The sequence below is a fragment of the Gammaproteobacteria bacterium genome (assembly GCA_028817225.1).
Taxonomy (GTDB): domain Bacteria; phylum Pseudomonadota; class Gammaproteobacteria; order Poriferisulfidales; family Oxydemutatoraceae; genus Oxydemutator.
In genome coordinates, this window is sequence record JAPPQC010000053.1 from 16,123 (window position 1) to 38,883 (window position 22,761).

25 protein-coding genes and 1 tRNA gene are annotated in these 22,761 nt (G+C 66.3%); 16 read left to right on the forward strand and 10 right to left on the reverse strand.

Annotation, left to right across the window (positions count from 1 at the left end):
• Positions 1–25: 25 nt before the first annotated feature.
• Together lipB and lipA are read left to right on the forward strand one after the other, a co-directional pair.
• A complete protein-coding gene (gene lipB, locus OXU50_07460; GenBank protein ID MDD9869708.1) occupies positions 26–727 on the forward strand; it encodes a lipoyl(octanoyl) transferase LipB in 702 nt (233 codons plus the stop codon).
• A gap of 103 nt (positions 728–830) precedes the next feature.
• Positions 831–1,832, forward strand: coding sequence for a lipoyl synthase (lipA, locus tag OXU50_07465; protein MDD9869709.1), 1,002 nt, complete (start codon positions 831–833; stop codon positions 1,830–1,832).
• Here lipA and OXU50_07470 read toward each other — a convergent pair.
• From OXU50_07470 to metG, 4 genes are all read right to left on the reverse strand, one after another.
• Positions 1,798–3,156 carry a sodium:alanine symporter family protein gene (locus OXU50_07470; GenBank protein ID MDD9869710.1) on the reverse strand — a complete coding sequence of 453 codons (1,359 nt, stop codon included), beginning with the start codon at positions 3,154–3,156 and terminating at the stop codon, positions 1,798–1,800. The genes lipA and OXU50_07470 overlap by 35 nt on opposite strands.
• Before the next feature lie 63 nt (positions 3,157–3,219).
• On the reverse strand, positions 3,220–3,879 hold the full coding sequence (nth, locus tag OXU50_07475) for an endonuclease III (GenBank protein ID MDD9869711.1): 660 nt from the start codon (positions 3,877–3,879) through the stop codon (positions 3,220–3,222).
• Positions 3,880–3,883: 4 nt separating this feature from the next.
• On the reverse strand, positions 3,884–4,321 hold the full coding sequence (locus OXU50_07480) for an RnfABCDGE type electron transport complex subunit B (GenBank protein ID MDD9869712.1): 438 nt from the start codon (positions 4,319–4,321) through the stop codon (positions 3,884–3,886).
• Entirely contained in the window at positions 4,318–6,477 is a 2,160-nt protein-coding gene (gene metG, locus OXU50_07485) for a methionine--tRNA ligase (protein ID MDD9869713.1), read from the reverse strand. Before metG ends, OXU50_07480 begins: the two co-directional genes overlap by 4 nt.
• Before the next feature lie 163 nt (positions 6,478–6,640).
• Here metG and apbC point away from each other — a divergent pair, with 163 nt between their 5' ends.
• From apbC to OXU50_07505, 4 genes are all read left to right on the forward strand, one after another.
• Positions 6,641–7,732 (forward strand): iron-sulfur cluster carrier protein ApbC, encoded by a 1,092-nt coding sequence (gene apbC / locus OXU50_07490; protein MDD9869714.1) that lies wholly within the window; start codon positions 6,641–6,643, stop codon positions 7,730–7,732.
• A gap of 5 nt (positions 7,733–7,737) precedes the next feature.
• Positions 7,738–8,304, forward strand: coding sequence for a dCTP deaminase (gene dcd / locus OXU50_07495; protein MDD9869715.1), 567 nt, complete (start codon positions 7,738–7,740; stop codon positions 8,302–8,304).
• 11 nt (positions 8,305–8,315) lie between these two features.
• Positions 8,316–8,654 (forward strand): P-II family nitrogen regulator, encoded by a 339-nt coding sequence (locus tag OXU50_07500; protein MDD9869716.1) that lies wholly within the window; start codon positions 8,316–8,318, stop codon positions 8,652–8,654.
• 173 nt (positions 8,655–8,827) lie between these two features.
• Positions 8,828–9,403 carry a hypothetical protein gene (locus tag OXU50_07505; GenBank protein MDD9869717.1) on the forward strand — a complete coding sequence of 192 codons (576 nt, stop codon included), beginning with the start codon at positions 8,828–8,830 and terminating at the stop codon, positions 9,401–9,403.
• A 100-nt stretch (positions 9,404–9,503) separates the two neighbouring features.
• Here OXU50_07505 and OXU50_07510 read toward each other — a convergent pair whose 3' ends face one another.
• Both OXU50_07510 and OXU50_07515 read right to left on the reverse strand, forming a co-directional pair.
• The gene (locus OXU50_07510) at positions 9,504–10,001 is read right to left on the reverse strand and encodes a DUF6231 family protein (GenBank protein MDD9869718.1); all 498 of its coding nucleotides are present in this window, start codon (positions 9,999–10,001) and stop codon (positions 9,504–9,506) included.
• Between the two features lie 60 nt (positions 10,002–10,061).
• Complete coding sequence (locus OXU50_07515; GenBank protein MDD9869719.1) at positions 10,062–11,228, reverse strand: HRDC domain-containing protein; 1,167 nt, start codon at positions 11,226–11,228, stop codon at positions 10,062–10,064.
• Here OXU50_07515 and OXU50_07520 point away from each other — a divergent pair.
• Together OXU50_07520 and OXU50_07525 are read left to right on the forward strand one after the other, a co-directional pair.
• Positions 11,227–12,513, forward strand: coding sequence for an MFS transporter (locus OXU50_07520; GenBank protein ID MDD9869720.1), 1,287 nt, complete (start codon positions 11,227–11,229; stop codon positions 12,511–12,513). The two genes, OXU50_07515 and OXU50_07520, sit on opposite strands and share 2 nt — an antisense overlap.
• A 240-nt stretch (positions 12,514–12,753) precedes the next feature.
• Positions 12,754–13,281, forward strand: a complete 528-nt coding sequence (locus tag OXU50_07525) for a class IIb bacteriocin, lactobin A/cerein 7B family (GenBank protein ID MDD9869721.1) — start codon at positions 12,754–12,756, stop codon at positions 13,279–13,281.
• A 111-nt stretch (positions 13,282–13,392) separates the two neighbouring features.
• Here OXU50_07525 and purN read toward each other — a convergent pair whose 3' ends face one another.
• Positions 13,393–14,046: a phosphoribosylglycinamide formyltransferase gene (gene purN / locus OXU50_07530; protein ID MDD9869722.1), complete on the reverse strand. Its 654-nt coding sequence runs from the start codon at positions 14,044–14,046 to the stop codon at positions 13,393–13,395.
• Entirely contained in the window at positions 14,039–15,097 is a 1,059-nt protein-coding gene (gene purM / locus OXU50_07535) for a phosphoribosylformylglycinamidine cyclo-ligase (protein MDD9869723.1), read from the reverse strand. The genes purN and purM overlap by 8 nt, the downstream gene beginning before the upstream one ends.
• Positions 15,098–15,183: 86 nt before the next feature.
• Between purM and OXU50_07540 the strand changes: the two genes are divergently transcribed.
• Positions 15,184–15,741, forward strand: a complete 558-nt coding sequence (locus OXU50_07540; protein MDD9869724.1) for a CDP-alcohol phosphatidyltransferase family protein — start codon at positions 15,184–15,186, stop codon at positions 15,739–15,741.
• Positions 15,741–16,442 carry a DnaA regulatory inactivator Hda gene (gene hda, locus OXU50_07545; protein MDD9869725.1) on the forward strand — a complete coding sequence of 234 codons (702 nt, stop codon included), beginning with the start codon at positions 15,741–15,743 and terminating at the stop codon, positions 16,440–16,442. The genes OXU50_07540 and hda overlap by 1 nt, the downstream gene beginning before the upstream one ends.
• A gap of 11 nt (positions 16,443–16,453) precedes the next feature.
• Here the strand turns inward: hda and wrbA are convergent, their stop codons facing one another.
• A complete protein-coding gene (gene wrbA, locus OXU50_07550; GenBank protein MDD9869726.1) occupies positions 16,454–17,065 on the reverse strand; it encodes an NAD(P)H:quinone oxidoreductase in 612 nt (203 codons plus the stop codon).
• A 79-nt stretch (positions 17,066–17,144) separates the two neighbouring features.
• On the opposite strand from wrbA, the gene OXU50_07555 reads away from it, so the two are divergent.
• The 3 genes from OXU50_07555 to OXU50_07565 are packed head-to-tail and all read left to right on the forward strand — an operon-like array spanning position 17,145 to position 20,456.
• Positions 17,145–17,531 carry a zinc ribbon domain-containing protein gene (locus tag OXU50_07555; protein MDD9869727.1) on the forward strand — a complete coding sequence of 129 codons (387 nt, stop codon included), beginning with the start codon at positions 17,145–17,147 and terminating at the stop codon, positions 17,529–17,531.
• Between the two features lie 22 nt (positions 17,532–17,553).
• Positions 17,554–19,323 carry an aspartate--tRNA ligase gene (aspS, locus tag OXU50_07560; GenBank protein MDD9869728.1) on the forward strand — a complete coding sequence of 590 codons (1,770 nt, stop codon included), beginning with the start codon at positions 17,554–17,556 and terminating at the stop codon, positions 19,321–19,323.
• Positions 19,324–19,325: 2 nt separating this feature from the next.
• Positions 19,326–20,456, forward strand: coding sequence for a glycosyltransferase (locus OXU50_07565; GenBank protein MDD9869729.1), 1,131 nt, complete (start codon positions 19,326–19,328; stop codon positions 20,454–20,456).
• On the opposite strand, the gene OXU50_07570 is transcribed toward OXU50_07565, so the two are convergent.
• Entirely contained in the window at positions 20,444–21,298 is an 855-nt protein-coding gene (locus tag OXU50_07570) for a glycosyltransferase family A protein (GenBank protein MDD9869730.1), read from the reverse strand. The two genes, OXU50_07565 and OXU50_07570, sit on opposite strands and share 13 nt — an antisense overlap.
• 83 nt (positions 21,299–21,381) lie before the next feature.
• Here OXU50_07570 and OXU50_07575 point away from each other — a divergent pair.
• The 3 genes from OXU50_07575 (at position 21,382) to OXU50_07585 (ending at position 22,752) form a co-directional block, all read left to right on the forward strand.
• Positions 21,382–21,467, forward strand: a tRNA-Ser gene (locus OXU50_07575).
• Positions 21,468–21,572: 105 nt separating this feature from the next.
• Positions 21,573–22,034 carry a dihydroneopterin triphosphate diphosphatase gene (nudB, locus tag OXU50_07580; GenBank protein ID MDD9869731.1) on the forward strand — a complete coding sequence of 154 codons (462 nt, stop codon included), beginning with the start codon at positions 21,573–21,575 and terminating at the stop codon, positions 22,032–22,034.
• Positions 22,021–22,752: a YebC/PmpR family DNA-binding transcriptional regulator gene (locus OXU50_07585; GenBank protein ID MDD9869732.1), complete on the forward strand. Its 732-nt coding sequence runs from the start codon at positions 22,021–22,023 to the stop codon at positions 22,750–22,752. Before nudB ends, OXU50_07585 begins: the two co-directional genes overlap by 14 nt.
• Positions 22,753–22,761 lie beyond the last annotated feature (9 nt).

Consider the following 22,761-nt stretch of genomic DNA (forward strand, 5'->3'; position numbering starts at 1 on the left):
GGCGGCAAGTGTACACTACCCACTGATGGACACGGTGATGGACACGCTGCTGCACACAACGCACGGCGCGGCGCTGCCGCTGCACTGCCGCGGGCGGCGCGACTACGCCGGCGAGTTCGCCGCGATGCGCCATTACACGCGCGCGCGCGGCGGCGATGACGAGGATCAACTGTGGCTGCTGGAACACTGGCCGGTCTATACGCTGGGGCGTCGCGCCGCGCCGGTTGCCGGCGGCGCCATTCCGGTTGTGCACACCGACCGTGCGACAGCATCAGCACGCCGCCGCCAGGTCGCGGGCAACGCCATTCCGGTTGTGCACACCGACCGCGGCGGTCAGGCGACTTACCACGGCCCCGGCCAGGCCGTGCTGTACACATTGCTTGACCTCAAACGCCGCGGTCTTGGCGTGCGGTGTTATGTCGGCCTGCTGGAAGAGGCCGTCATCGCCTTTCTCGGCGGTTGCGGCGTTCGCGCGCGCCGTCTGCCGGGCGCCCCCGGCGTGTATGTGGAAGGGCGCAAGATTGCGTCGCTCGGCCTCAGCGTTTTCAACGGGCGCTGTTATCACGGCGTGGCGCTGAATGTGTGCATGGACTTGTCGCCTTTCGCCGGCATCGTCGCGTGCGGCCAGCGCGGCGTCGAGGCGACGCAACTGGCGGACTGCGGTGTGGCGATGGATGTTGAAAGCGCCGGCGCGGGCGTCGCGCGCAACCTGGCGGTGCGGCTGTGAGCGGCGTTGAAGCCGGCGCGGCGCCGCGCGCAAACTTCGCAAGCCATCGGCGCGGCGCGGGCAAAGTCAGCGCGGCGTTGCGTGCAACCCTGATGGTGCGGCTGTGAGCGGCGTTGAGCACGGCGCGGCATCGCGCACAACCCCCGCAAGCCACCGGCGCGGCGCGGACAAACTGATACGCGCGAGAAGCGCCGCCGCCGTTGCCGCGCGCGATGAGCGCCTTGCCAAACCGCGCTGGCTGCGTATCAAGCCTGTTGCCAATCCGCGTGTGCGGGAATTGCGGCAGCGTCTGCGCGAAAGCCGCCTGCACACCGTCTGCGAAGAGGCGAAATGCCCGAACCTCAACGAGTGTTTCTCGCGCGGCACCGCGACCTTCATGATATTGGGCGACCGCTGCACGCGCCGCTGTGCGTTCTGCGATGTCGCGCACGGACGCCCGCCGCCGCCCGACCCGCTGGAGCCGCGCCGTCTGGCGCGTCTGATAGCGCGCCTGCAACTCGAATATGTCGTCATCACATCGGTGGACCGCGACGACCTTGCCGACGGCGGCGCCGCCCATTTTGCCGCCTGCATCGGCGCGCTGCGCGAGATGTCACCGGCGACGCGCATTGAAATCCTGACGCCGGATTTCCGCAAACGAATGACACGCGCGCTGGACGCGCTGCAACACGCGCCGTGCGATGTGTTCGGCCACAACATTGAAACGGCGCCGTCGCTGTACCGCGAAGTCCGCGCCGGCGCCGATTACCGCGCGTCGCTGGAACTGCTGCTGGAACACAAGCGCCGTTTCCCGGCGATACCGACCAAATCGGGGCTGATGCTGGGGCTGGGCGAGACGCCGCAGGAGATTGAGGCGGTGATGCACGACCTGCGCCGCCACCGCGTGGATTTGCTGACCATCGGCCAGTATCTGCGCCCGGCGCCGGGCTACTGGCCGGTGCGCCGCTACGCCAGCCCCGCCGAATTCAGGCGCCTCGCCGCAACGGGCCGCGCAATGGGCTTCGCACACATCGCCGCCGGGCCTTTGGTCAGGTCATCGTACCACGCCGATGTGCAGGCGGCGGCGGTTGTTACTTCCGCTCGTAATACTCCCGCGTCAGTCTGACAATCACCGGTGACAGCAGCACCAGCGCGACGAGGTTCGGCAGCGCCATCAGCGCGTTGAAGACATCCGACACCAGCCAGATCAGGTTGATGCCGGCTTCGGCGCCGCCTTTCCACAGCAGCGCCATCGGGCCGAGAAACACCGTGGCCAGGTACAGCAGGCGGTAGGCGGTGATGGCGCGCAGGCCGAACAGGTGCTGCCAGCATTTCTCGCCGTAATAACTCCACCCGAGTATCGTCGTGAAGCCGAACACAATCAGCCCGGCAATCAGGATGTATTCGCTGCCGGGCAGCGTCGCCGCGAAAGCCATCGTCGTCAGGTCGGCGCCGGTCTCGCCGCTGGTCCACACGCCGGTAACGACGATGGCAAGGCCGGTGATGGAGCAGACGATGAGCGTGTCAATAAAAGTTCCGAGCATCGCAATGTGGCCCTGGCGCACCGGGTTGTCGGTTTTGGCGGCGGCGTGCGCGATGGGCGCGCTGCCAAGCCCGGCCTCGTTCGAGAAGATGCCGCGCGCAACGCCGAAGCGAATCGCGAGCCACACCGCAGCGCCGGCAAAACCGCCGCTGGCCGCGGTGCCGGTGAAGGCGGTGGTGACGATGGTTGCGAAAGCCGCCGGAATTTCGGTGATGTGCGCCGCCAGCACCACCAGCCCGGCAACCACATACAGCACCGCCATTGTCGGCACCAGGCTGGTCGCCCATTTGGCGATGCGGGTGATGCCGCCGAGCAGCACGATGCCGGTCACCACCGTCAGCACGATGGCGCTGTAAAGCGGGCGCACGCCCTTGTCGTCGAGCGCGTCGGCGATGGCGTTGGACTGCACCATGTTGCCGATGCCGAAGGCGGTGATGGTGCCGAAAAACGCGAAGGCGACGGCCAGCCAGGTCCACTTCTTGCCCAGCCCGTTCCGGATGTAATACATCGGCCCGCCGATGTGCTTGCCCGAGGCGTCGGTCTCGCGGTAGTGCACGGCGAGCACCGCCTCGGCGTATTTGGTGGCCATGCCGACGAGCGCCGTCATCCACATCCAGAACAGCGCGCCCGGCCCGCCGAGCGCGATGGCGGTGGCGACGCCGACGATGTTGCCGGTGCCGATGGTCGCCGAAAGCGATGTCATCAGCGCGCTGAACGGGTTGATGTCGCCGGCGCCCTGCGGCTTCCTGCCCTTCCACAGCAGCGCGAAGCCGTAGGCGATTTTTCTGACCGGCATCCACGCCAGGCGAAACATCAGAAAAATGCCGACGCCGAGAATGGCGACGACCATCGGCGGCCCCCAGACGATGGCGCTGATGGTTTCGACAAAATCGGTGATTGCCTGCATCTGGACGATGCCGCTGATGGTGTTGACGAAATCGGTGATTGCCTGCATGACGCCCTCCTGTGATTAATCAATCCGTCCCGCAGGCGTCATTGTATCCTTGTCCGGCCACTTGCACAAATCGGCGATAACGCAGGCGCCGCATTCGGGCTTGCGCGCCTTGCAGGTGTAGCGCCCGTGCAGAATCAGCCAGTGGTGGGCGTGGCGCTTGAACGAGTCGGGCACGGCCCGCAGCAGCGCCTGTTCAACGGCGTCGGGCGTCTTGCCGGGCGCCAGGCCGGTGCGGTTGCTGACGCGGAAGATGTGCGTGTCCACGGCGATGGTCGGCTGGCCGAAGGCGTTGTTCAGGATGACATTGGCGGTCTTGCGGCCAACGCCGGGCAGGCGGGTGAGCGCGTCGCGGCTGTCCGGCACGCGCCCGCGGTGTTCGTCCAGCAGGATTTTGCAGGTGGCGAGAATGTTGTCGGCCTTGGCGTTGAACAGGCCGATGGTCTTGATGTGGCTTTTCAGTTTGCGCTTGCCGAGTTTCAGCATCTTCGCGGGCGTGTTGGCCTCCTTGAACAGCGTTCGCGTCGCCTTGTTGACGCTGACATCGGTCGCCTGCGCCGACAGCATCACCGCCACCAGCAGTTCAAAGTGCGAGCGATAGACCAGTTCGCTGCGCGGCTCCGGGTTGCGCTTTTTCAGGCGCGCGAACAGTTTGCGGACCGACGCCTGCGGCAGCATTTGGTTATTCCCCGGTTTGTTTCGCGCTGCTTCGCGTGCGCGCCGCGAGTTGTTTTTGGAATGTTTCCTTCGCCGCCAGTCTTGCGTTGTCGCGGCGTTCGGTCTCGCGCGCCAGCCGCGCCTTGCGCGCCTTGATTCGCAGTCCGGCCTCGCGTGCGCGGCGCTGTTCGTGTTGTTTGCGCTGTTGCGGCGTCTGCCGCGCCGCCGGCAGCGGTTTCATCGTGATGCAGTCCACCGGGCACACCGGCACGCACAGTTCGCAACCGATGCACAGTTCATCGAGAACGCCGTGCATCCATTGCGACGCGCCGACGATGGCGTCCACCGGGCACGCCGCCAGGCACAGCGCGCAGCCGATGCATTCGTCCTCGTCAATGCGGGCGACGGCGCGCGTGAATTTCAGCGCCGCGCCACCGGCGGTTTCCGTTGCGGCGCGGCTCACTTGACTTCCATGCCGGCCTCGGCGCCGTCGTCCGCCGCCACCAGAAACAGGTCACCGCCGCCGGGGCCGGCGGCCAGCACCATGCCTTCGGAAACGCCGAAGCGCATTTTCTTCGGCGCCAGGTTGGCGACGACGACCACAAGGCGCCCGCGCAGTTGTTCCGGTTTGTATGCCTGGCGGATGCCGGCGAGGATGCTGCGGGGGTTGGCCTCGCCGATGTCCACTTCAAGGCGCAGCAGTTTGTCGGCGCCGTCAACGGTCTCGGCGCCGATGATTTTGCCGACGCGAAGGTCAAGTTTCTGAAAGTCGGCGTATTCAATCTGCGTTGTTTTTTTCGCCGCGTCGGTTGCGCCGGTTTTGCCGCCGGTCTTCTGCGTTGCTTTCGCTGTTGCGCCGCTTGTGGCAGTCTTGCCGCCGGTTCTGTCGTCGGCCTCGCCGCTGGTTTTGCCGCCGGCTTTGCCTTTGGTTTTACTGCCGGCCTTGCTATCGGCCTGTCCCGGCGCCGCGACCAGTTGCCGGACGGCGGTGCGTTCAATGCGCGTCAGCAGCGGCTGGAAGCGGTTGATCTTGTGGTGTTGTTCGCCGCGGCGCTGCTTGTCGGCGAACGGGTCGTCTTGCCAGCAGTCGAGCGCGCAGTTCAGAAACGCCGCGGCTTTTGCACAGGTGTCGGGCAGCACCGGGCGCAGATACAGCGCGAGGCGGCTGAACAGCAGCAGGCCGAGGCTGCAAACAATATGCAGTTCGGCGCTCGCGCCGTCGCGTTTGGCGATGTCCCACGGCTTGCGGCGGTCAATGTACTGGTTGGCCTTGTCGGCCAGCACCATGATGGAGCGCATCGCGGCGGCGTATTCAAGGTTTTCGTAATCGTGCGCGATGCCGCCGCCGGCGTCGGTGAATTCGCGGTAGAGTTCGTGGCCGGCGGTGTCGTCGGTGCACAGCACGAGGTCGTCAAAGTGCTTGTGGATGAAACTCGCGCAGCGGCTGGCGATGTTGACAATCTTGCCGACCAGGTCGCTGTTGACCCGCTGCACGAAGTCGTCAAGGTTCAGGTCGGCGTCGCCGATGTGGTTGCCGAGTTTCGTCGCGAAGTAATAGCGCAGGTATTCCGGCGGCAGGTGTCGCAAATAGGTTTTGGCGGTGATGAAGGTGCCGCGCGATTTCGACATTTTCTGCCCGTTGATGGTCACAAATCCGTGGCAGTGCACCGCCGTCGGCTGGCGGAAACCGGCGCCCGCCAGCATCGCCGGCCAGAACAGCGTGTGGAAGTAGGCGATGTCCTTGCCGATGAAGTGGTGCAGTTCGGTGTCGCCGCCTTCCTGCCAGAAGCGGTTGAAGTCGGCGCCGCCGCGTTCGCAGTAGTTGCGGAAACTCGCCATGTAGCCGATGGGCGCGTCGAGCCACACATAGAAATACTTGCCCGGGTGGTCGGGTATCTCAAAGCCGAAGTAGGGCGCGTCGCGCGAGATGTCCCAGTCTTGCAGCCCGGCCTCGAACCACTCGCTGAGTTTGTTGCTGATTTCGGGCTGCACATGGCGGCCCTGCGTCCACGCCTTCAGTTGCCCGGCAAAGTCGCCCAGCCGGAAGAAGTAGTGCTCCGATTCGCGCTCAACCGGCTTGTTGCGGCTCAGCACCGAAACCGGGTTCACCAGTTCCGACGCGGCGTAGGTCGAGCCGCACACCTCGCAGCAGTCGCCGTATTGCTCGGCGGCGCCGCAGCGCGGGCATTCGCCGCGGATGTAGCGGTCGGGCAGGAACATGCCGGCCTGCTCGTCAAACGCCTGGGTGATGCTGCGGCGCACGATGTGGCCGCCGTCGCGAAGGCGGCGGTACACCAGGTTCGACAGTTCGCGGTTTTCATCGGAGTGGGTTGTGTGGTAGTTGTCAAAGCGCACCAGAAACGCCTTGAAGTCTTCCAGGTGCTCCTTGTGCATGCGCGCAATCAGTTGCTCCGGGGCGACGCCCTCTTCCTGCGCCTTGATCATGATCGGCGTGCCGTGCGCGTCGTCGGCGCAGATGTAATGGCAGTCGTTGCCGCGCAGCCGCTGAAAGCGCACCCAGATGTCGGCCTGGATGTATTCCAGCAAATGCCCCAGATGAATCGGCCCGTTGGCGTAGGGCAGGGCGTTGGTAACCAGAATTTCGCGTTTTTCGGTCATCTGCGGAGTCGGCGGGCGGCGGTGTCTGCGGCTTTTCGGTCGCCGACGGTCGTTGCCGTCGCGCCGGTCTGTCGTTTGCGTGCCTGCAATTATACATGCGCCGCCTTTGATATAATGGCGGATATAATCGCGGAACAGCCGGTGTTTCAGCCGGCGCAAAACCATGTCACAACTGAACAGCCAGGCGGTCGAACAGGCCCTGAAAGAGACGATAGACCCCAACACCGGGAAAGACCTGGTCGCGTCCGGGGCGGTGGCCGACATTGCCGTCGAGGGCGCCACGGTGCGCGCCCGGCTGTGTCTCGGCTATCCGGCGCGGAGTTTTGTCGCCGAACTGGCGGGCATGGTCGAGGACAAGGTCAAGGCGCTGGAGGGCGTTGAGCGCGTCGAGGTGGACGCCAGCTGGGAGATTCAGTCGCATTCGGTGCAGAAAAGCCTGAAGCCGCTCGCCAACATCCGCAATGTCATCGCCGTGGCGTCCGGCAAGGGCGGTGTCGGCAAGTCCACGACGGCGGTCAACCTGGCGCTGGCGCTGGCGGCGGAAGGCGCCGCCGTCGGCCTGCTCGACGCCGACATCTACGGCCCCAGCCAGCCGACGATGCTCGGCATCCGCGGCCAGCCCGACACCAAGGACGGCGAGACGCTCGAGCCGCTCGACTCGTTCGGCGTGCAGGCGATGTCCATCGGTTTCCTGATTGACGAGGAAACGCCGATGATCTGGCGCGGGCCGATGGTGACGCAGGCGCTGGAACAACTGCTGAACAACACCAACTGGCGCGGCCTCGATTACCTGGTGGTGGACCTGCCGCCCGGAACCGGCGATGTGCAACTGACGCTGGCGCAGAAAATCCCGGTCAGCGGCGCGGTCATTGTGACGACGCCGCAGGACATCGCGCTGCTCGACGCGCGCAAGGGCATCAAGATGTTCGAGAAGGTGGATGTGCCCATCCTCGGCATCATCGAGAACATGAGCACCCACATTTGCAGCCAGTGCGGCCACGAAGAGCACATCTTCGGCGCCGGCGGCGGCGACCGGATTGCGCGCGACTACGGCGTTGAGGTGCTGGGGCGTTTGCCGCTCGACAAGGCCATCCGCGAGCAGACCGACGGCGGCAAACCGACGGTCGTCGCCGAGCCGCACGGGCGCCTCGCCGGCGTCTATCTTGAAACCGCGAGAAAAACGGCGGCGCGCCTTGCGGTGCGCGCCAAGGACTACTCGGCGAAGTTTCCGAAAATCGTCATTCAGAACGATTGACCGCCATGCCCATCAAGGCCGACACCTGGATCCGCGAGATGGCGCGCGAAAGGCGCATGATAGAGCCGTTCGCGCCGCGCCAGATTTCGCGCCTGGACGACGCCCGCGTCATCTCCTACGGCACCTCGAGTTACGGCTACGATGTCCGTTGCAGCAGCCATTTCAAGGTGTTCACGAACATCAATTCGGCGATTGTGGACCCGAAGGCGTTCGACGAGAACAGTTTCGTGGCGATGGACGCCGATGTCTGCATCATCCCGCCCAACTCGTTCGCGCTGGCGAGCACGGTGGAGTATTTTCGCATCCCGCGCTCGGTGCTGACAATCTGCGTCGGCAAGTCCACCTACGCGCGCTGCGGCATCATCGTCAATGTAACGCCGCTGGAGCCGGAGTGGGAGGGGCACATCACGCTGGAATTCTCGAACACGACGCCGCTGCCGGCGAAAATCTACGCCAACGAGGGCGTCGCGCAACTGCTGTTTCTTGAATCCGACGACATCTGCGAGACTTCCTACAAGGACCGCAACGGCAAATACCAGAAGCAGACCGGGGTCACCCTGCCGGTCGCCTGAGGGGGCGTGTCGTGAAACTGGTCGTGGCCATCATCAAGCCGTTCAAACTCGACGATGTGCGCGAGGCGCTGTCGCGGGTCAATGTAACCGGCATGACCGTCACCGAGGTCAAGGGTTTCGGGCGCCAGAAGGGCCACACCGAACTCTACCGCGGCGCCGAGTATGTGGTTGACTTTCTGCCCAAGTTGAAACTGGAGACGGCGGTGACCGACGCCCAGGCCGACGCCGTCGTCAAGGCCATCGCCGCCACCGCCAACAGCGGCAAGATAGGCGACGGCAAGATCTTCGTGCTCGACCTGGAGCAGGCGGTTCGCATCCGCACCGGCGAGTCCGGCGACACCGCCATCTGACAGTCGGCGCACCGCGCGCCGACCGGCCCGCACCGTTCAGAAACCTTTGGCAGTCTTGCTTTTCACAGGTCCGGTGTGGTATATTTTTGCCTCATCCGTGGCCTGAGATGTGCTCCATTCGCAGTGGTGCAGTCGTCTCGGCTGAACTGTAATTTTAGCAAGAGGATTGAACCATGACAATCAAAAACGCAACCAAAAATGCAACGGTAGCAGCAGTGCGTGACAGAGGGCTGGGCGTCGGCGTGCACACCCATCCTCAGTTGCCGCCGTGCAACGAAATGATGGCGGTGCTGATAGGTTCCGGCCTGACCTCGCCTGAAGTGCCCGTTTCCAGCAAAAACTCATTGAAGGATTTTCTCGGCAGATACGAGGGCGTGGATATCGTCTATAAGCAGAACACTGCGGATGAAGTCAATATCGCTTTGCCCTGTTTCCCGGAGTTTGACAAATACCATGAAGAGTCGGCGCTAAGCGATGAAGAGCTGGCAATGGTTTCCGGCGGAGAGATTGTGGCTCTGCTGACGCTTTTCTTCATGACCATCGGAGCCATAGTCGCCGCAAAAATCGGGTTGGGCATGGTCGTCAAGTCGGTGGCGATTGGCATCGGTATTGGTGTGTCGGTCGCGGTGGCTGCGGGCGCCGCATTGGGCATTGCAGGCGTCACGGCGGCAGTCGGAGTCGGCATCGCCGCCGGTGCCGGCGCTTTCGACCCCGGCGCCGGCCCCGTCAATGTCGTCCTCGGCAGTTGATTTTGCGGCATAAGCCGCAGCTGGCCGCCGCGCTGTCGCCGGCGGCCAGCCCCCCCTGCATCAGCACATCATAAGCACACCCGATAGGCGCACCGGCGCATCACCACCGCGCCTTGTCCCACATCTGCGGATTGGCCCAGAAGCGGCTGTTGAGCCAGTCGGGCGCGTCCTTGTAGTCGAAGATATCAAAGTAATAAAGGCGCCCGCCCGCGTCGCCGTCTTCACCGGCGTAGGCGCGCATCAGGCGCAGCCCGAGCGCGCGCAGAAAGTTGTCGTCCCGCGCCGCCGCCTCGCCGGGACGGTAGAGATAAACCCGTTCGCAGTCCTGGTCGCGCAGGCGTGAAATCAGGTGTTCAAACGGCGTGTTCGCCATGTCCGCCGCCGCGCAAACGACGATGCCGACGGCAAACCGGCGCCGCAAACGCGGCGTTTCGCAATAGTTGGCGACATCGCCGCTGAGCGTCTCGCGGCCCGGCGCGGCGCCTGCGGCGAGGTGTTCGGCCAGGTCGCCGCGCGGACTCAGCAGCAGCGCGCCGCCGTCGCCGCCGGGCGCACCGGCGAGGATTCTCCGCAAGTCTTCGCGCACGCGGCGTTGCATGGCTTGTCAGTCAGCGTCTCGATGCCCGGCCAGGATGGTGGCCGTTCTCCGGCGGGTGTTTCATGGCTTGTCGAGCAGCGCCTCGATGCGGCCTGCGAACAAACGGCCTCTCCAGCCGTTCAGCAGCGGCGTGGTTTCGCGCGCACCGCCGGTTGTCTCGCCCCCGGTTGTTCCGGCCCTTGCTGTTCTGACCAGTTGCGTCAGTTGTTTGCGCGTCGCCAGCAGCGCCGGTTCAATGCCGTGGTTGTGGGCGGTTTCGCGCACCAGTTCCAGCAGGTCTTTCATCAGTTGCTGCCGCGCCGCGTCGCCCGCCCGGTCGCCGCCGCGCGCCGCCGCGCCGCCGCCGTTGCCGTCGCCGCCATCGCCGTCGTCGTCGCGCACCGGCGCCAGCAGCGTCTCCATCTCGCGCGCCCATTTGCCGATGCGCCTGCTGCGGCAGACCTTGAGTTTTTCGATGGCCGCCGCCGTCGGCGTTTGCAGCAGCGCGATGGCGACCAGGCAGTCGTCGCCGAGCAGCCACCGCCGCGGCAGGTCCGCCGCGCGCGCTTTCCGGTCGCGCCATTCGGCCAGCAGTTCCAGGCGGCGTTTTTGCGCGCCGCGCCTCAGCTTGCCGCTGCCGCCGACGCGGCGCCAGGCGTCGTCGTTGCCGCGCCGGCCCGACATTTGCAGGTAGCGTTCGCTTTCCTCGGCAAACCACAACTCCTTTTGCTGGCGGCGCAGTTTGCCGAGCAGCGTTTCGTGCAGCGGGCGCAGATGAATGACATCGTTGACGGCGTAGCGTTTCTGCTTTTCCGACAGCGGGCGCTGAAGCCAGTCGGAGCGCGAACAGTCTTTCTCCAGTTCGGCGCCGAGGCATTGCATCACCAGTTGCTTGTAGCCGGTCTGGTGGCCGAGGCCGACGAAGGCGGCGGCCAGTTGCGTGTCGAACACCGGCGCCCGCAGCGGGCAGTTGATGCGTTCCAGCACCTCGAAATCCTGCTGCGCGCAGTGGATGATCTTCAGCACTTCGGGGTCGGCGAGCAGGCGGCGCAGCGGCGCGAGGTCCGCCGCCGCCGTCGGGTCAATCAGCGCGACTTCGTCATCCACGGCGATTTGCACCAGCGCCGGGCGCGGGTAGTAGGTTTTCTCGCGGATGCACTCGGTGTCCAGCGCCAGATATTTCGCGCGCGCGGCGAGGCCGCAGATTTGCGATAATGCGGCGTCGTTTTCCACAAAGGTGACTTGCATGGGCAAAAGTTCTATTCCATCGTCGGTGTCGGCACGCTTCGGGCGACCGCGCGGGCTGTCGAAAACCACATTGTCGTGGGCGCTCTACGACTGGGCCAATTCGGCGTTCGCGGTCGTCGTCATCGCCGGCATTTTCCCGATATTCTACCGCGATTACTGGGCGCGCGGGCTGCCCGACGATGAAATCACGCTGTCGCTCGGCGTCGCCAATTCGCTGTCAAGCCTGCTGCTGATTGTGTCGGCGCCGCTGCTGGGCGCGATCGCCGACGCCGTCGGCGTGCGCAAACGCCTGCTGATGGGCTGCGCGGTGCTGTCGGCGCTGGCCACCGCCGGCTTCGCGTTCGTCGCGCAGGGCGCGTGGGTCGGCGCCGCGGCGTTTTATGTGTTGGGCGTCTTTCTGTTCATGCTCGGCAATGTCTTTTACGACGCGCTGCTGGTGGATGTGACCGAACCGCGCTACTTCGACCGCGTGTCGTCGCTCGGTTTCGCGCTGGGCTATCTCGGCGGCGGCATCGCGCTGGCGTTTTGCGCGTGGATGATCGTGCGCGCCGGCGACTTCGGTTTCAGCGACGAGAGCGGCGCGATCCGCGCGAGTTTCGTGCTGGTCGGCGTGTGGTGGGTGGTTTTCAGCGTGCCGCTGCTGCTGCGGGTGCGCGAGCGCGGCGGCGTGCGCGGCGGCGTGCGCGCCGGCGTCGGGCGTTTTCTCGAGACGCTGCGGCTGCTGCGGCGGCATCCGTCGCTGGCGTGGTTTCTGCTGGCCTACTGGCTGTACATTGACGGCGTGGACACGGTCATCCGCATGGCCGCCAACTACGGGCAGGTGCTCGGCTTCGGCGTCCACGACCTGATGGCGGCGCTGCTGCTGGTGCAGTTCATCGGCTTTCCGGCGACGCTGGTATATGGCCGGCTGGCCGAGCGTTTCGGCGCGCGCCGCCTGATCATCGCCGGCGTGCTGGTGTACCTGGTGATTTGCGTGTGGGGGGCGCTGCTTCAGACCGCCGCCGGCTTTTATGCGCTGGTTGTGCTGATTGGCCTGACGCAGGGCGGCATTCAGGCGCAGAGCCGCTCGTTCTACGCGCGCCTTGTGCCGCCGGAGCATTCGGCGCAACTGTTCGGCGTCTATAACCTGCTCGGCAAGTTCGCGGCGCTGGTCGGGCCGCTGATTCTGGGCGTCGTCGGCAGCGTCACCGGCAGCCCGCGGCTGGGGCTGCTGTCGGTCGGCGTGCTGTTCATCGCCGGGCTGGCGGTGCTGATAACCCGCGTGCCGCGCGACAAAGTGTCGTAGGCGGGGGCGTAGGCGGGGGCGTAGGCGGCGGGCGGCGCTTGCGGCGCGGCGGCGGGCGCTTTTGCGGCGGGCGCGGTGTGGTTGTGCCGGCGCGCGGCGGCGGCGGGCATTGCCGAAAAGCCGCGCCATTCAAGGCTTTCGGCGGGGCAGCCGCTCAGAAACCTTTGGCACTGTTGACGGGGGGAGACAAAGAGGAGTAATCTGCAAGACAAACCCTTTGCAAGGGGAGGAGGAATCAACATGCCGGATATCAGTTCCAACAACATTCCGTTGATGAATGAAATCGTCTCGGCTGCGCTGGCCAGAGGCTGCCTGAAAGACGAAAAGTTCAGGGAGAATCTGGAGGCCGGCAATATGGCGGCCATCATCGGCGGAGAGGGCGCCGCCGTGCTGGAAAAGAACAACATTGCGGTGCGGACGGTGCACAACACCGCCGACACCGTCCATATCGCCCTGCCTTGCTACGAGGCGCTCGACGAGGCATGGATGGAAATGACGGATGAGCAGTTGCAGAAAATCTCGGGGGGGGCCTTTGAGGTTGTCGCGGTTTGCACCGTGATAGGGGTTGGCGTATCCGTGACCCTCGGTTTTCTCTTCGGCGAGGCAGCCGTCATCACTTCCGCGACTGTGCTGACGGCCGTCGGCGCGGGTGTGTTGATTGGCGTCGCCGCCACATTGGCCGGTTCGGCGGCCATCGGAATCGGCGTGGGTGTCCACCTGCATCTGGCCGGCCAGGATCAGAATGTCAATGTCGGCCTTGCCAGTTAAGGGCCGGGGATAGCAACGCCGGGCGGCGGCTGCCCGGTCAGGACAGCCCCTTCCGCATCCGCCTCGCCGGTTCAGGGCCGCAGCAGCGGCGTCAGGCCGCCCGCCGCCTGTTCACAACGGCGCATCGGGCGTCAGCGGCTGTTGCAGCACGCGGCCATCCAGCAGGCATCGCCCGTCGCGCATTTCAATTCGCCCGTCGCAAACCAGCGCAACCGCCTGCGGATAGATGCGGTGTTCCTCGCGCAGCACGCGCGCGGCCAGCGCCGCAGGCGTGTCGTCCGGCGCGACCGCGACTTCGGCCTGCATAATCAGCGGCCCGGCATCCAGTTCTTCGGTGACGAAATGCACGCTGCAACCGTGGCGCGTCTCGCCGGCTTCAATGACGCGGCGGTGCGTGTCCAGCCCCTTGTAGGCCGGCAGCAGCGACGGGTGAATGTTCAGGATGCGCCCGGCAAAGCGGCGGATGAACGCGGCGTCCAGCACCTGCATAAACCCCGCCAGCGCGACCAGGTCGGCGCCGTCGAGGCGCGCCGCCAGCGCCTCGCCGTAGTCCGCGCGCGAGTTGAATTCGCGCACCGCGACGACTTCGGCGGCGACGCCGCGACGCCGCGCCTCGCCGAGGCCGGGCGCGTCTTCACGACTGCTGATGACGCGACCGACGCGCCCGGCAATCGCGCCGCCTGCGGCGGCGTCCATCAGCGCGCATGCGTTGCTGCCCCGGCCCGAAATCAGGATTGCGATGCGCGCCGCGCGCGGCTCAGTCATAGACCACGCACGGCTCTTCCGCGGCCTGCCGCTCGATCTCGCCGATGAGGTGCGCTTTTAGCCCGTGCGCGCGGACATCGCGCACGATGCCGTCGCAGTCGGCGGCGTCGGCCATCAGCGCCATGCCGATGCCGCAGTTGAAAACCCGCAGCATCTCGTCGTCGTCAATCCGCCCCTCGCGCTGCAAGTAGTCGAAAATTTCCGGGCGCGGCCACCGCCTGATGTGGATGCGCGCGCGGTGAAACGGCGGCAGCGCGCGCGGCAGGTTGCCGGTGATGCCGCCGCCGGTGATGTGGGCGAGCGCGCGCACGCGGCTCTGTTCAATCAGCGGCAGCAGCGCCTTGACATAGATTTGCGTCGGCGTCAGCAGCGTCTCGCCGAGCGTCGCGCCGCCGAAACGCATGTCGAGGCGCGCGCCGTTGTTCTCGAGTATCTTGTGCACCAGCGAGTAGCCGTTGGAGTGGACGCCGCTGGACGAGACGCCGATGACGGCCTGGCCCGCGGCCACATTGGCGGCGCCCGGCAGGCGGCCCTTTTCGGCGAGGCCGACGGCGAAGCCGGCAAGGTCGTATTCGCCGCCGCCGTAGCAGCCCGGCATCTCGGCGGTCTCGCCGCCGGCCAGCGCGGCGCCGGCCCGGCGGCAGCCGTCGGCGACGCCGGCGATGACGGCGGTCGCCGTTTCCACCTCAAGCGCGCCGCACGCGAAGTAGTCGAGGAACACGACGGGTTCGCCGCCCTGCGCGAGGATGTCGTTGACGCACATCGCCACCAGGTCCACGCCGACGGTGTCGTGGCGGCCCAGGCGTTGCGCCAGTTTCAGTTTGGTGCCGACGCCGTCGGTCGCCGTCAGCAGCAGCGGCTCGCGGTAGCGCGCCGGCGGCAGTTCAAACAGGCCGGCGAAGCCGCCGACGCCGCCGACGACGCCGTCGCGGCGCGTGCTTTCGCACAGCGGGCGGATGGCCCGCACCAGCGCGTCGGCGGCGTCGAGGTTGACGCCGGCGTCGCGGTAGTTCATTTTGCGCGCGCCGGCGGAGGGTTTTTTGCCGGTCATTTCGCCGGGTTTTGCGTTTGCGCTAAAATGTCCATGTCGCGTTGTCGGCGGGGCCAAACTGCCGTTTTACACTTCCGGCACTTGTTATGCAAGCCAAAACCATCCCCAATTTGATTACCGGCCTGCGCCTCGCGCTGACGCCGGTGCTGGTGCTGCTGCTGCTGAACGGGCATTTTCGCCCGGCGTTCGGCCTGCTGCTGCTGATGGCCTTTTCCGACGCGCTCGACGGGTTTCTGGCGAAACGCCTCGGCTGGCAGAGCCGCATCGGCGAGTTCATTGACCCGCTGGCCGACAAACTGATGCTGGTCGGCGCCTTTGTGTCGCTGTGGTGGGTCGGCCTGCTGCCGGCGTGGCTGACGGCGCTGGTGCTGGGGCGCGACGCGGTCATCGTCGCGGGCGGCGTCGCCTACCATTTCTGCATCGGGCGCTTCAACGCGCGGCCTTCGTATGTCAGCAAGATCAACACATTTTTGCAACTGGTGCTGATTGGCGCCGTTGTTTTCGGGCAATTCGGCGCGCTGCCGGCGTTCGCAACGCCGGGGCTGATCAGCGTGGTGGCGGTTACGACGCTGTGGAGCGGCATCGCCTATATCGTCGTCTGGGGGGTGTCGGCGAGGGATGCGCGGCGCGCCGCCGGCGGTTGATGCAAGCCGAACAACTGCCGATACGCCTGAGCGTCGGCAAGGACAGAACCTTCGGCAACTTCCACACCGGCGACAACGCCGCCGCGGTGGACCGCCTGAAGCGCCTGTGCGACGCCGGCGGCGCCGAGCAGGTCTTTCTGTGGGGCCAGGCGTTCACCGGCAAGAGCCACCTGCTGCAAGCCGTGTGCCGGCGCACCGCGCAGCGCGGGCGGCGCGGCGTTTTCGTGCCGCTGAAGACGCTGCCCGGCGAGGACGCCGGCGTGCTCACCGGCCTTGAAAATGTCGAGATGATTTGCGTTGACGACACGGACGCCGCCGCCGGCGACGCCGCCCGCGAAGAGGCGCTGTTTGATTTGATCAACCGCGCGCGCGCGCGCAACTGCCGCATGGTGTTCGCCGCGCGCGGCAACCCGACGCGCCTGCCGTTTGTGCTGAAGGATTTGTCGTCGCGCCTGGTGTGGGGCGGCGTCTATCGGCTGTCGCCGCTGAGCGACGCCGACAAGCCGCAGGCGCTGAAACTCCACGCCCGCGAGCGCGGCTGCACCGTGCCGGACGATGTCATCCGCTACCTGCTGCACCATCATCCGCGCAACATGGGCTACCTGGCGGACGCCGTCCAGCGCCTCGACCACGCCAGCCTGCGCGACCAGCGCCGCATCACCGTGCCGTTCGCACGCGCGGTGCTGACCGGCGGCGCCTGAACAAGCGCGCCTCAGCGCCGCCCGGCGGCGTTCAGTTTTGCCGTGAGCGTTGCGACGCGCCTGCCGAGCGCCTTGCACAAATCGGCCTCGTCGCCGCTCAGCGGCAGGTGGTCAAAGCCCGCGAAGTGGCTCGGGCCGTACGGCGTGCCGCCGCCGCGCGTGGTTTCAAGCGCCGCCTCGGTACGCGGCAGCCCGCAGATGATCATGCCGTGGTGGAACAGCGGCAGCATCATGGACAGCAGCGTCGTCTCCTGGCCGCCGTGCAAACTGGCGGTGGAAGTGAACACCGCCGCCGGCTTGCCGCTCAGCGCGCCGCTGAACCACAGCGCCGAGGTCTGGTCGAGGAAGTGCTTCAGCGGCGCCGCCATGTTGCCGAAGTGGGTCGGACTGCCGAGTATCAGCGCATCGCAGTTTTCCAGGTCGGCCAGTGTCGCATACGGCGGCCCGTCGTCCGGCCCGCCATCTGATATTTGCGCGGGCGCGGGCGCCGGCAGCGGCGGCACCGTCCGCAGGCGGCTTTCACAGCCCTCCACAGCATCGGCGCCGCGCGCGATGATGCGCGCCATTTCGGCGACAGCGCCGGTGGAACTGTAATAGAGAATCAATATGTTGTTGTCGGGCATGGTAATATTCAGCGTTGTGCCGGCCATCCCGTTCCCGGCGGGGCGGTTCGACGGCAGTTGAGGATTTCGGAATTGAATCGTGCCAATCTACGAATACGAGTGTAGCCTTTGTGGGCACCGGCTGGAAGTGTTGCAGGGAATCAGCGAGCCGTTGCTGACGGATTGCCCCTCCTGCCGCCGCGCCGGGCTGAAGAAACTGATGTCCGCCGCCGGTTTCAGGCTGTCCGGCGGCGGCTGGTACGAGACCGACTTCAAGACCGGCAGCAAGCGCAATCTGGCGGCGGACGCCTCTTCCGGCGCCGACGGCGCGGCCAAACCGGCGGGCGCCGGCAAGGACGGCGCCGCGCCGGGCCAGTCGGGCAAGCCCGCCGCGCCGGGCAAGGCCGGCAAGGTTGGCACGGCTGGCACGGCTGACAAAGGGGCGAAGCCGGCGGGCGCGCAGCCATCGTCCGGCGGCGACGGCTGACCTGCGCGGCGTTTCACTGCCCATGCGAACCCATTATTGCGGCGAGGTGGACGAGGCGCTCGTCGGCCAGCGCGTGGTGGTCTGCGGCTGGGCCAACCGCCGCCGCGACCACGGCGGCGTTATCTTCATTGACTTGCGCGACCGCGCCGGGCTGCTGCAAGTCGTCGCCGACCCGGAACGCCCGCAGGTGTTTGCGCTGGCCGAGCGCGTGCGCAACGAGTTCGTGCTGAAAGTGACCGGGCAGGTGCGCTTGCGCCCGGAGGAAACCGCCAATCCGGATCTCGCCACCGGGCGGGTCGAGGTCGTCTGCGAGACGCTGGAGGTGCTGAACGAGTCGGCGACGCCGCCGTTTCAGATGGACGAGGACGATGTCAACGAGGAGATTCGGCTGCGCTACCGCTATGTGGACCTGCGCAAGCCGCGGATGCTGTCGCGCCTGACGACGCGCGCCGCCGTCGCCCGCGCGCTGCGCGAATTTCTCGACGCCGGCGGCTTTATCGAGACCGAGACGCCGATGCTGACGCGCGCCACGCCTGAGGGCGCGCGCGATTACCTGGTGCCGAGCCGCACGCAGCCGCATGCGTTCTTTGCGCTGCCGCAGTCGCCGCAGTTGTTCAAGCAGTTGCTGATGATGGGCGGCCTCGACCGCTACTACCAGATTACGCGGTGCTTCCGCGACGAAGACCTGCGCGCCGACCGCCAGCCGGAGTTCACCCAGCTGGACATCGAGACCTCGTTCATGGACGAGGCCGGCGTCACCGCGCTGATGGAGGAGATGCTGAGACAGTTGTTCCGGAAGATTCTCGGCGCCGAATTGCCCGACCCTTTTCCGCGCATCACCTGCGCCGAGGCGCTGGCGCGTTACGGCACCGACCGCCCCGATCTGCGTATTCCGCTGGAGTTGACGGAGTTGACCGAACTGATGCGCGGCGTCGAGTTCAAGGTGTTCGCAGGCCCCGCCAACGACGCCGACGGCCGGGTCGCGGCGCTGCGCGTGCCGGGCGGCGCGCGCCTGACGCGCAAGGAGATTGACGACTACACCGATTATGTCGGGCGCTACGGCGCGAAGGGGCTTGCCTGGATCAAGTGCGCGGAACCGGCGCGCGGGCGCGACGGATTGCAGTCGCCGATTCTGAAGTTTCTGCCCGACGATGTCATCGCCGGCGTGACGGAAAAAACCGGCGCCGCCGGGGGTGATTTGCTGTTCTTCGGCGCCGGGCGGCGCGACATCGTCAACGATACGCTGGCGGCGCTGCGCGTGCGCGTGGGCCGCGACCTCGGCCTTGCGGCGGCGGGCTGGCGGCCGGTGTGGGTCGTGGATTTCCCGATGTTTGAATGGGACCGGCGCGACAAGCGCTGGCTGTCGCCGCACCATCCGTTCACGGCGCCGCGCACCGACGACCCGGCGCAACTGCTGGATGACCCGGGCGGCTGCCTGTCGCGCGCCTATGATGTCGTTGTCAACGGCGTCGAGTTGGGCGGCGGCTCGATTCGCATCCACAAACGGGAAATGCAGCAGGCCGTTTTCGAGGTGCTGGGCATCACGCGGCGCGAAGCCGGGGAAAAGTTCGGGTTTTTCCTGCGCGCGCTGGAATACGGCTGCCCGCCGCACGGCGGCATCGCCTTCGGCTTCGACCGGATGGTGATGCTGATGACGGACGGCGAATCCATCCGCGATGTGATGGCTTTTCCGAAAACGCAGACCGCTTCGTGCCCGCTGACCGGGGCGCCGTCGCCGGCGTCGCCGGGGCAGTTGGGCGAGTTGCGCCTGAAACTCGACCGGCAGACCTGAAGATGGCCGCAGACAGCGCACCCCCCGGCGCCGCTCCGGCAATCACCGTGCTGATGCCGGTGTTCAACGGCGGGCGTTTCATCGGCGAGGCGATTGAATCCATCCTCGGCCAGACTTTCACCGATTTCGAGTTGCTCGTCATCAACGACGGCTCGACCGACGACTCGTTGGCCGTGATCGGGGAATACGCGGCGCGCGACCGGCGCATCCGCGTGGTTTCAAGGGAAAACAGGGGGCTGGTCGCGACGCTGAACGAGGGCCTCGGCCTGGCGCGCGGCGCCTACCTCGCGCGCATGGACTGCGACGACATCAGTTTGCCCGCGCGCCTGCGGCGGCAGTATGACTTCATGCGCGCCCACCCGCAATACATTCTGTGCGGAAGCAATTCCTTCATCGTCAACCGCAGCGGCCGCCTGATCAAGAAGTGGGGCGTTCCGATTCAGGGGCCGGACGATTTCCGCCGGTTCTGCTGTTTTTCGACGCCGTTCGTTCATTCCAGCGCGTTCCTGGACCTTGGCCGCCTGCGCGCCGAGGGTTTCCAATACGATGCGCGCTACTCGTGCGCCGAGGACTTTGCGCTGTGGGGGCGCATCTCGAGGCGCCATGCCTGCACCGTGCTGGACGATTACCTGGTGGCGTGGCGCGATCACCGGGAGGGCATCTGCCGCAGCCGGCGCGACCGGCAGATGCTGGACATTGCCGACCTCGTCGAGAAAAACATCGCCGATGAATGGCCGGATGTCGCCGTTGCCAACGGCGTTTTCCTCAATCTGCTGCGGGATGATGAAAGTACCGCGGCGCTGGACGAAGCCGCCCGGCTGTCCAATGAATTGATTGCGCTGCTGGAACACCTGCCGGAGAAGTCGCGCGAAGCGGTGCGCCCCGCCCTTGCCGTTTTTCTGAACAGGGTGGTTGTCGAGATCGCCTATATCCACGGACTCGACCGGGCGAGGTATTTCCACAGGCAGTTGGCCTACAACGGCAGGCTCGGGCTGCGCTCCTGGTGCCTGATGATGTTCCCGCGCTGGTTCCCCGATTCGCTGGTGTTCCGGCTGGAAGACATCGCCGAATTCCTCTTTCGGGAAGTGACGGTTCTCCGGGGCGGGGGTGGTGGCCGGCCTCAGGGCTTGTAGGAAATAAACCCCTTGATTCTGCCGGCGATGGCCGCCGCGTAACGCAGCGCGCTCCTCGGCCTGAGCCGCAGCAGTTCCGCAACCAGCCCCGCCATCGGGCGCAGCAGCGACAGCACGGAATAATACAGCGCCCACCACGGCTTTGCGCGCCCGTGTTTCCTGAGCATCGCGCCGCGCCCGACGCCGTAAGCGTAGTGTTTGCGCGCCCACTGTTTGAGCGGCGCCTTGCGGGCGTCCACCTCCGGGTGGCGCACCCGGAAAGCCGGGCTGTAGAGAACCTGCTTGTTTCGTTTGAGCAGTTGCAGCACCAGGTCGCTGTCTTCGCTGCCGCCGTATTTTGCCCCGACCCCCAGTTGTTCATCAAGCAGCCCCACTTCCAGCATGTCTTTGCGCCGGACGATCATGGACGCCAGCAGGCAGCAGTCGAAGTAGCGGAAGGTGACCGGTCTTTCCGTCGCGCCCATGTACCTTGAATAAGGCCGCTTGCCGTCCTGGAACGCCATCATGCCGCAGATGCAGGCATGGTCGGGGTGGCGCCGGGTGAGTTCATCGGCGATGGAAAGGCTGTCTTTCTCCAGTGTGGCGTCGTCATCCACAAACAGCAGGTAATCTCCCTGCGCGCTGCGGGCCGCGTGGTTGCGCGCCGCCGCCCCTCCCCTTCTGTCCATCGGCAGGTAGCGGTAGCCGCCGCGGCGCGGCGGGGTGATTTCCTGTTTGGGCTGCGATTGATCCGCGATGACGGTTTCAAAGGGCTCCCGGTAGTCGAGGTCGTTGATCGAGGCGATGAGTTCGCTGACAATCGGGTAACGGTCGCAAGTGGGTATAATGATGGAGAACTTCATTGCGGGCGGAGTCGGGGTTGCAGAGTATAAACCCTTCGCCCCGCCTGCACCACACCGGATGCAGCCGTTTCCGGGCGAAGACGGGAGAGGTGGCTGAGTGGCTGAAGGCGGCGGTCTTGAAAACCGTTGACCGTTCTGCGGTCCGGGGGTTCGAATCCCTCCCTCTCCGCCGCTCCCCGCGCCGCGCCCGTGTCCGGGCGGGTTGCGCGGTTGCATTGGCGCCGCGTTTTTTCGACAATAGCGCGATGCGCAACCTTTCCCACCGGCGCCGGCGATGACGCGCCACAAGCGCCCCGAATCCGTGCTCGTCCTGGTGTACGCAAAATCCGGCGAAGTGCTGCTGCTGAGGCGGAAAAAGCCCGGTCACTTCTGGCAGTCGGTGGCCGGCAGCCTCGAGTGGGGCGAACAGCCGCGCCCCTGCGCGCTGCGCGAACTGCGCGAGGAGACCGGCCTGCCCGGAACCGGCCTGACGGACTGCGGCACCGTCAACCGCTACCTGCTGTACCCGCTGTGGCGCCACCGCTACGCGCCCGGCGTCATCGAGAACACCGAGCATGTCTTCCGGCTGGAACTGGAGCGCCCGTGCGAGGTGCGCCTTGACGAACGCGAGCACGGCGAGTACCGGTGGCTCGGCGGCGCGCGCGCCGCGGCGATGGTCAGTTCGCACACGAACCGCGCGGCGATTGAGCGCTGGGTCAACGAACGGCGCGGCGGGGCGGGCGATGGCCGGGCATAGCAAGTGGGCGAACATACAGCACCGCAAGAAGGCGCAGGACACCAAACGCGGCAAACTGTTCACGAAACTGATACGCGAGATCACCGTCGCCGCGCGCCTCGGCGGCGGCGACCCCGCCGCCAACCCGCGCCTGCGCCTCGCCGTTGACAAGGCCGTCGCCGCCAACATCGGCAAGGACAATGTGCGCCGCTCGATTCAGCGCGGCACCGGCGAGATCGAGGGCGCGGTCTATGAAAACATCACCTACGAGGGTTACGGCGCCGGCGGCGCCGCCGTGCTCGTCGAGTGCGCGACCGACAACCGCAACCGCACCGTCGCCGAAGTTCGCCACACCTTCGGGCGCCACGGCGGCAACCTCGGCACCGCGGGTTCGGTCGCGTGGCTGTTCGAGCAGAAGGGCGTGCTGTCGTGGGCGCCGGGCTGCGACGAGGACGCCATCATCGAGGCCGGCATCGAGGCCGGCGTCGAGGACGCCGAGTCGGACGCCGGCGGCCTGCGGCTGACGGTGGACCCGAAACGCCTGCTCGATGCGCGCGAGGCGATGCGGCGCGCCGGGCTTGCGCCGCATGACAGCGGCATCGAGATGACGCCCGCCAGTTTTGTGTCGCCCGCGCGCGGCGACGCCGACAAACTGCTGCGCCTGCTGGACGCGCTCGACGCGCTCGATGATGTGCAAAATGTCTATTGCAACGCCGATTTCCCCGACGAATGCCTGTAATGCGCGGCC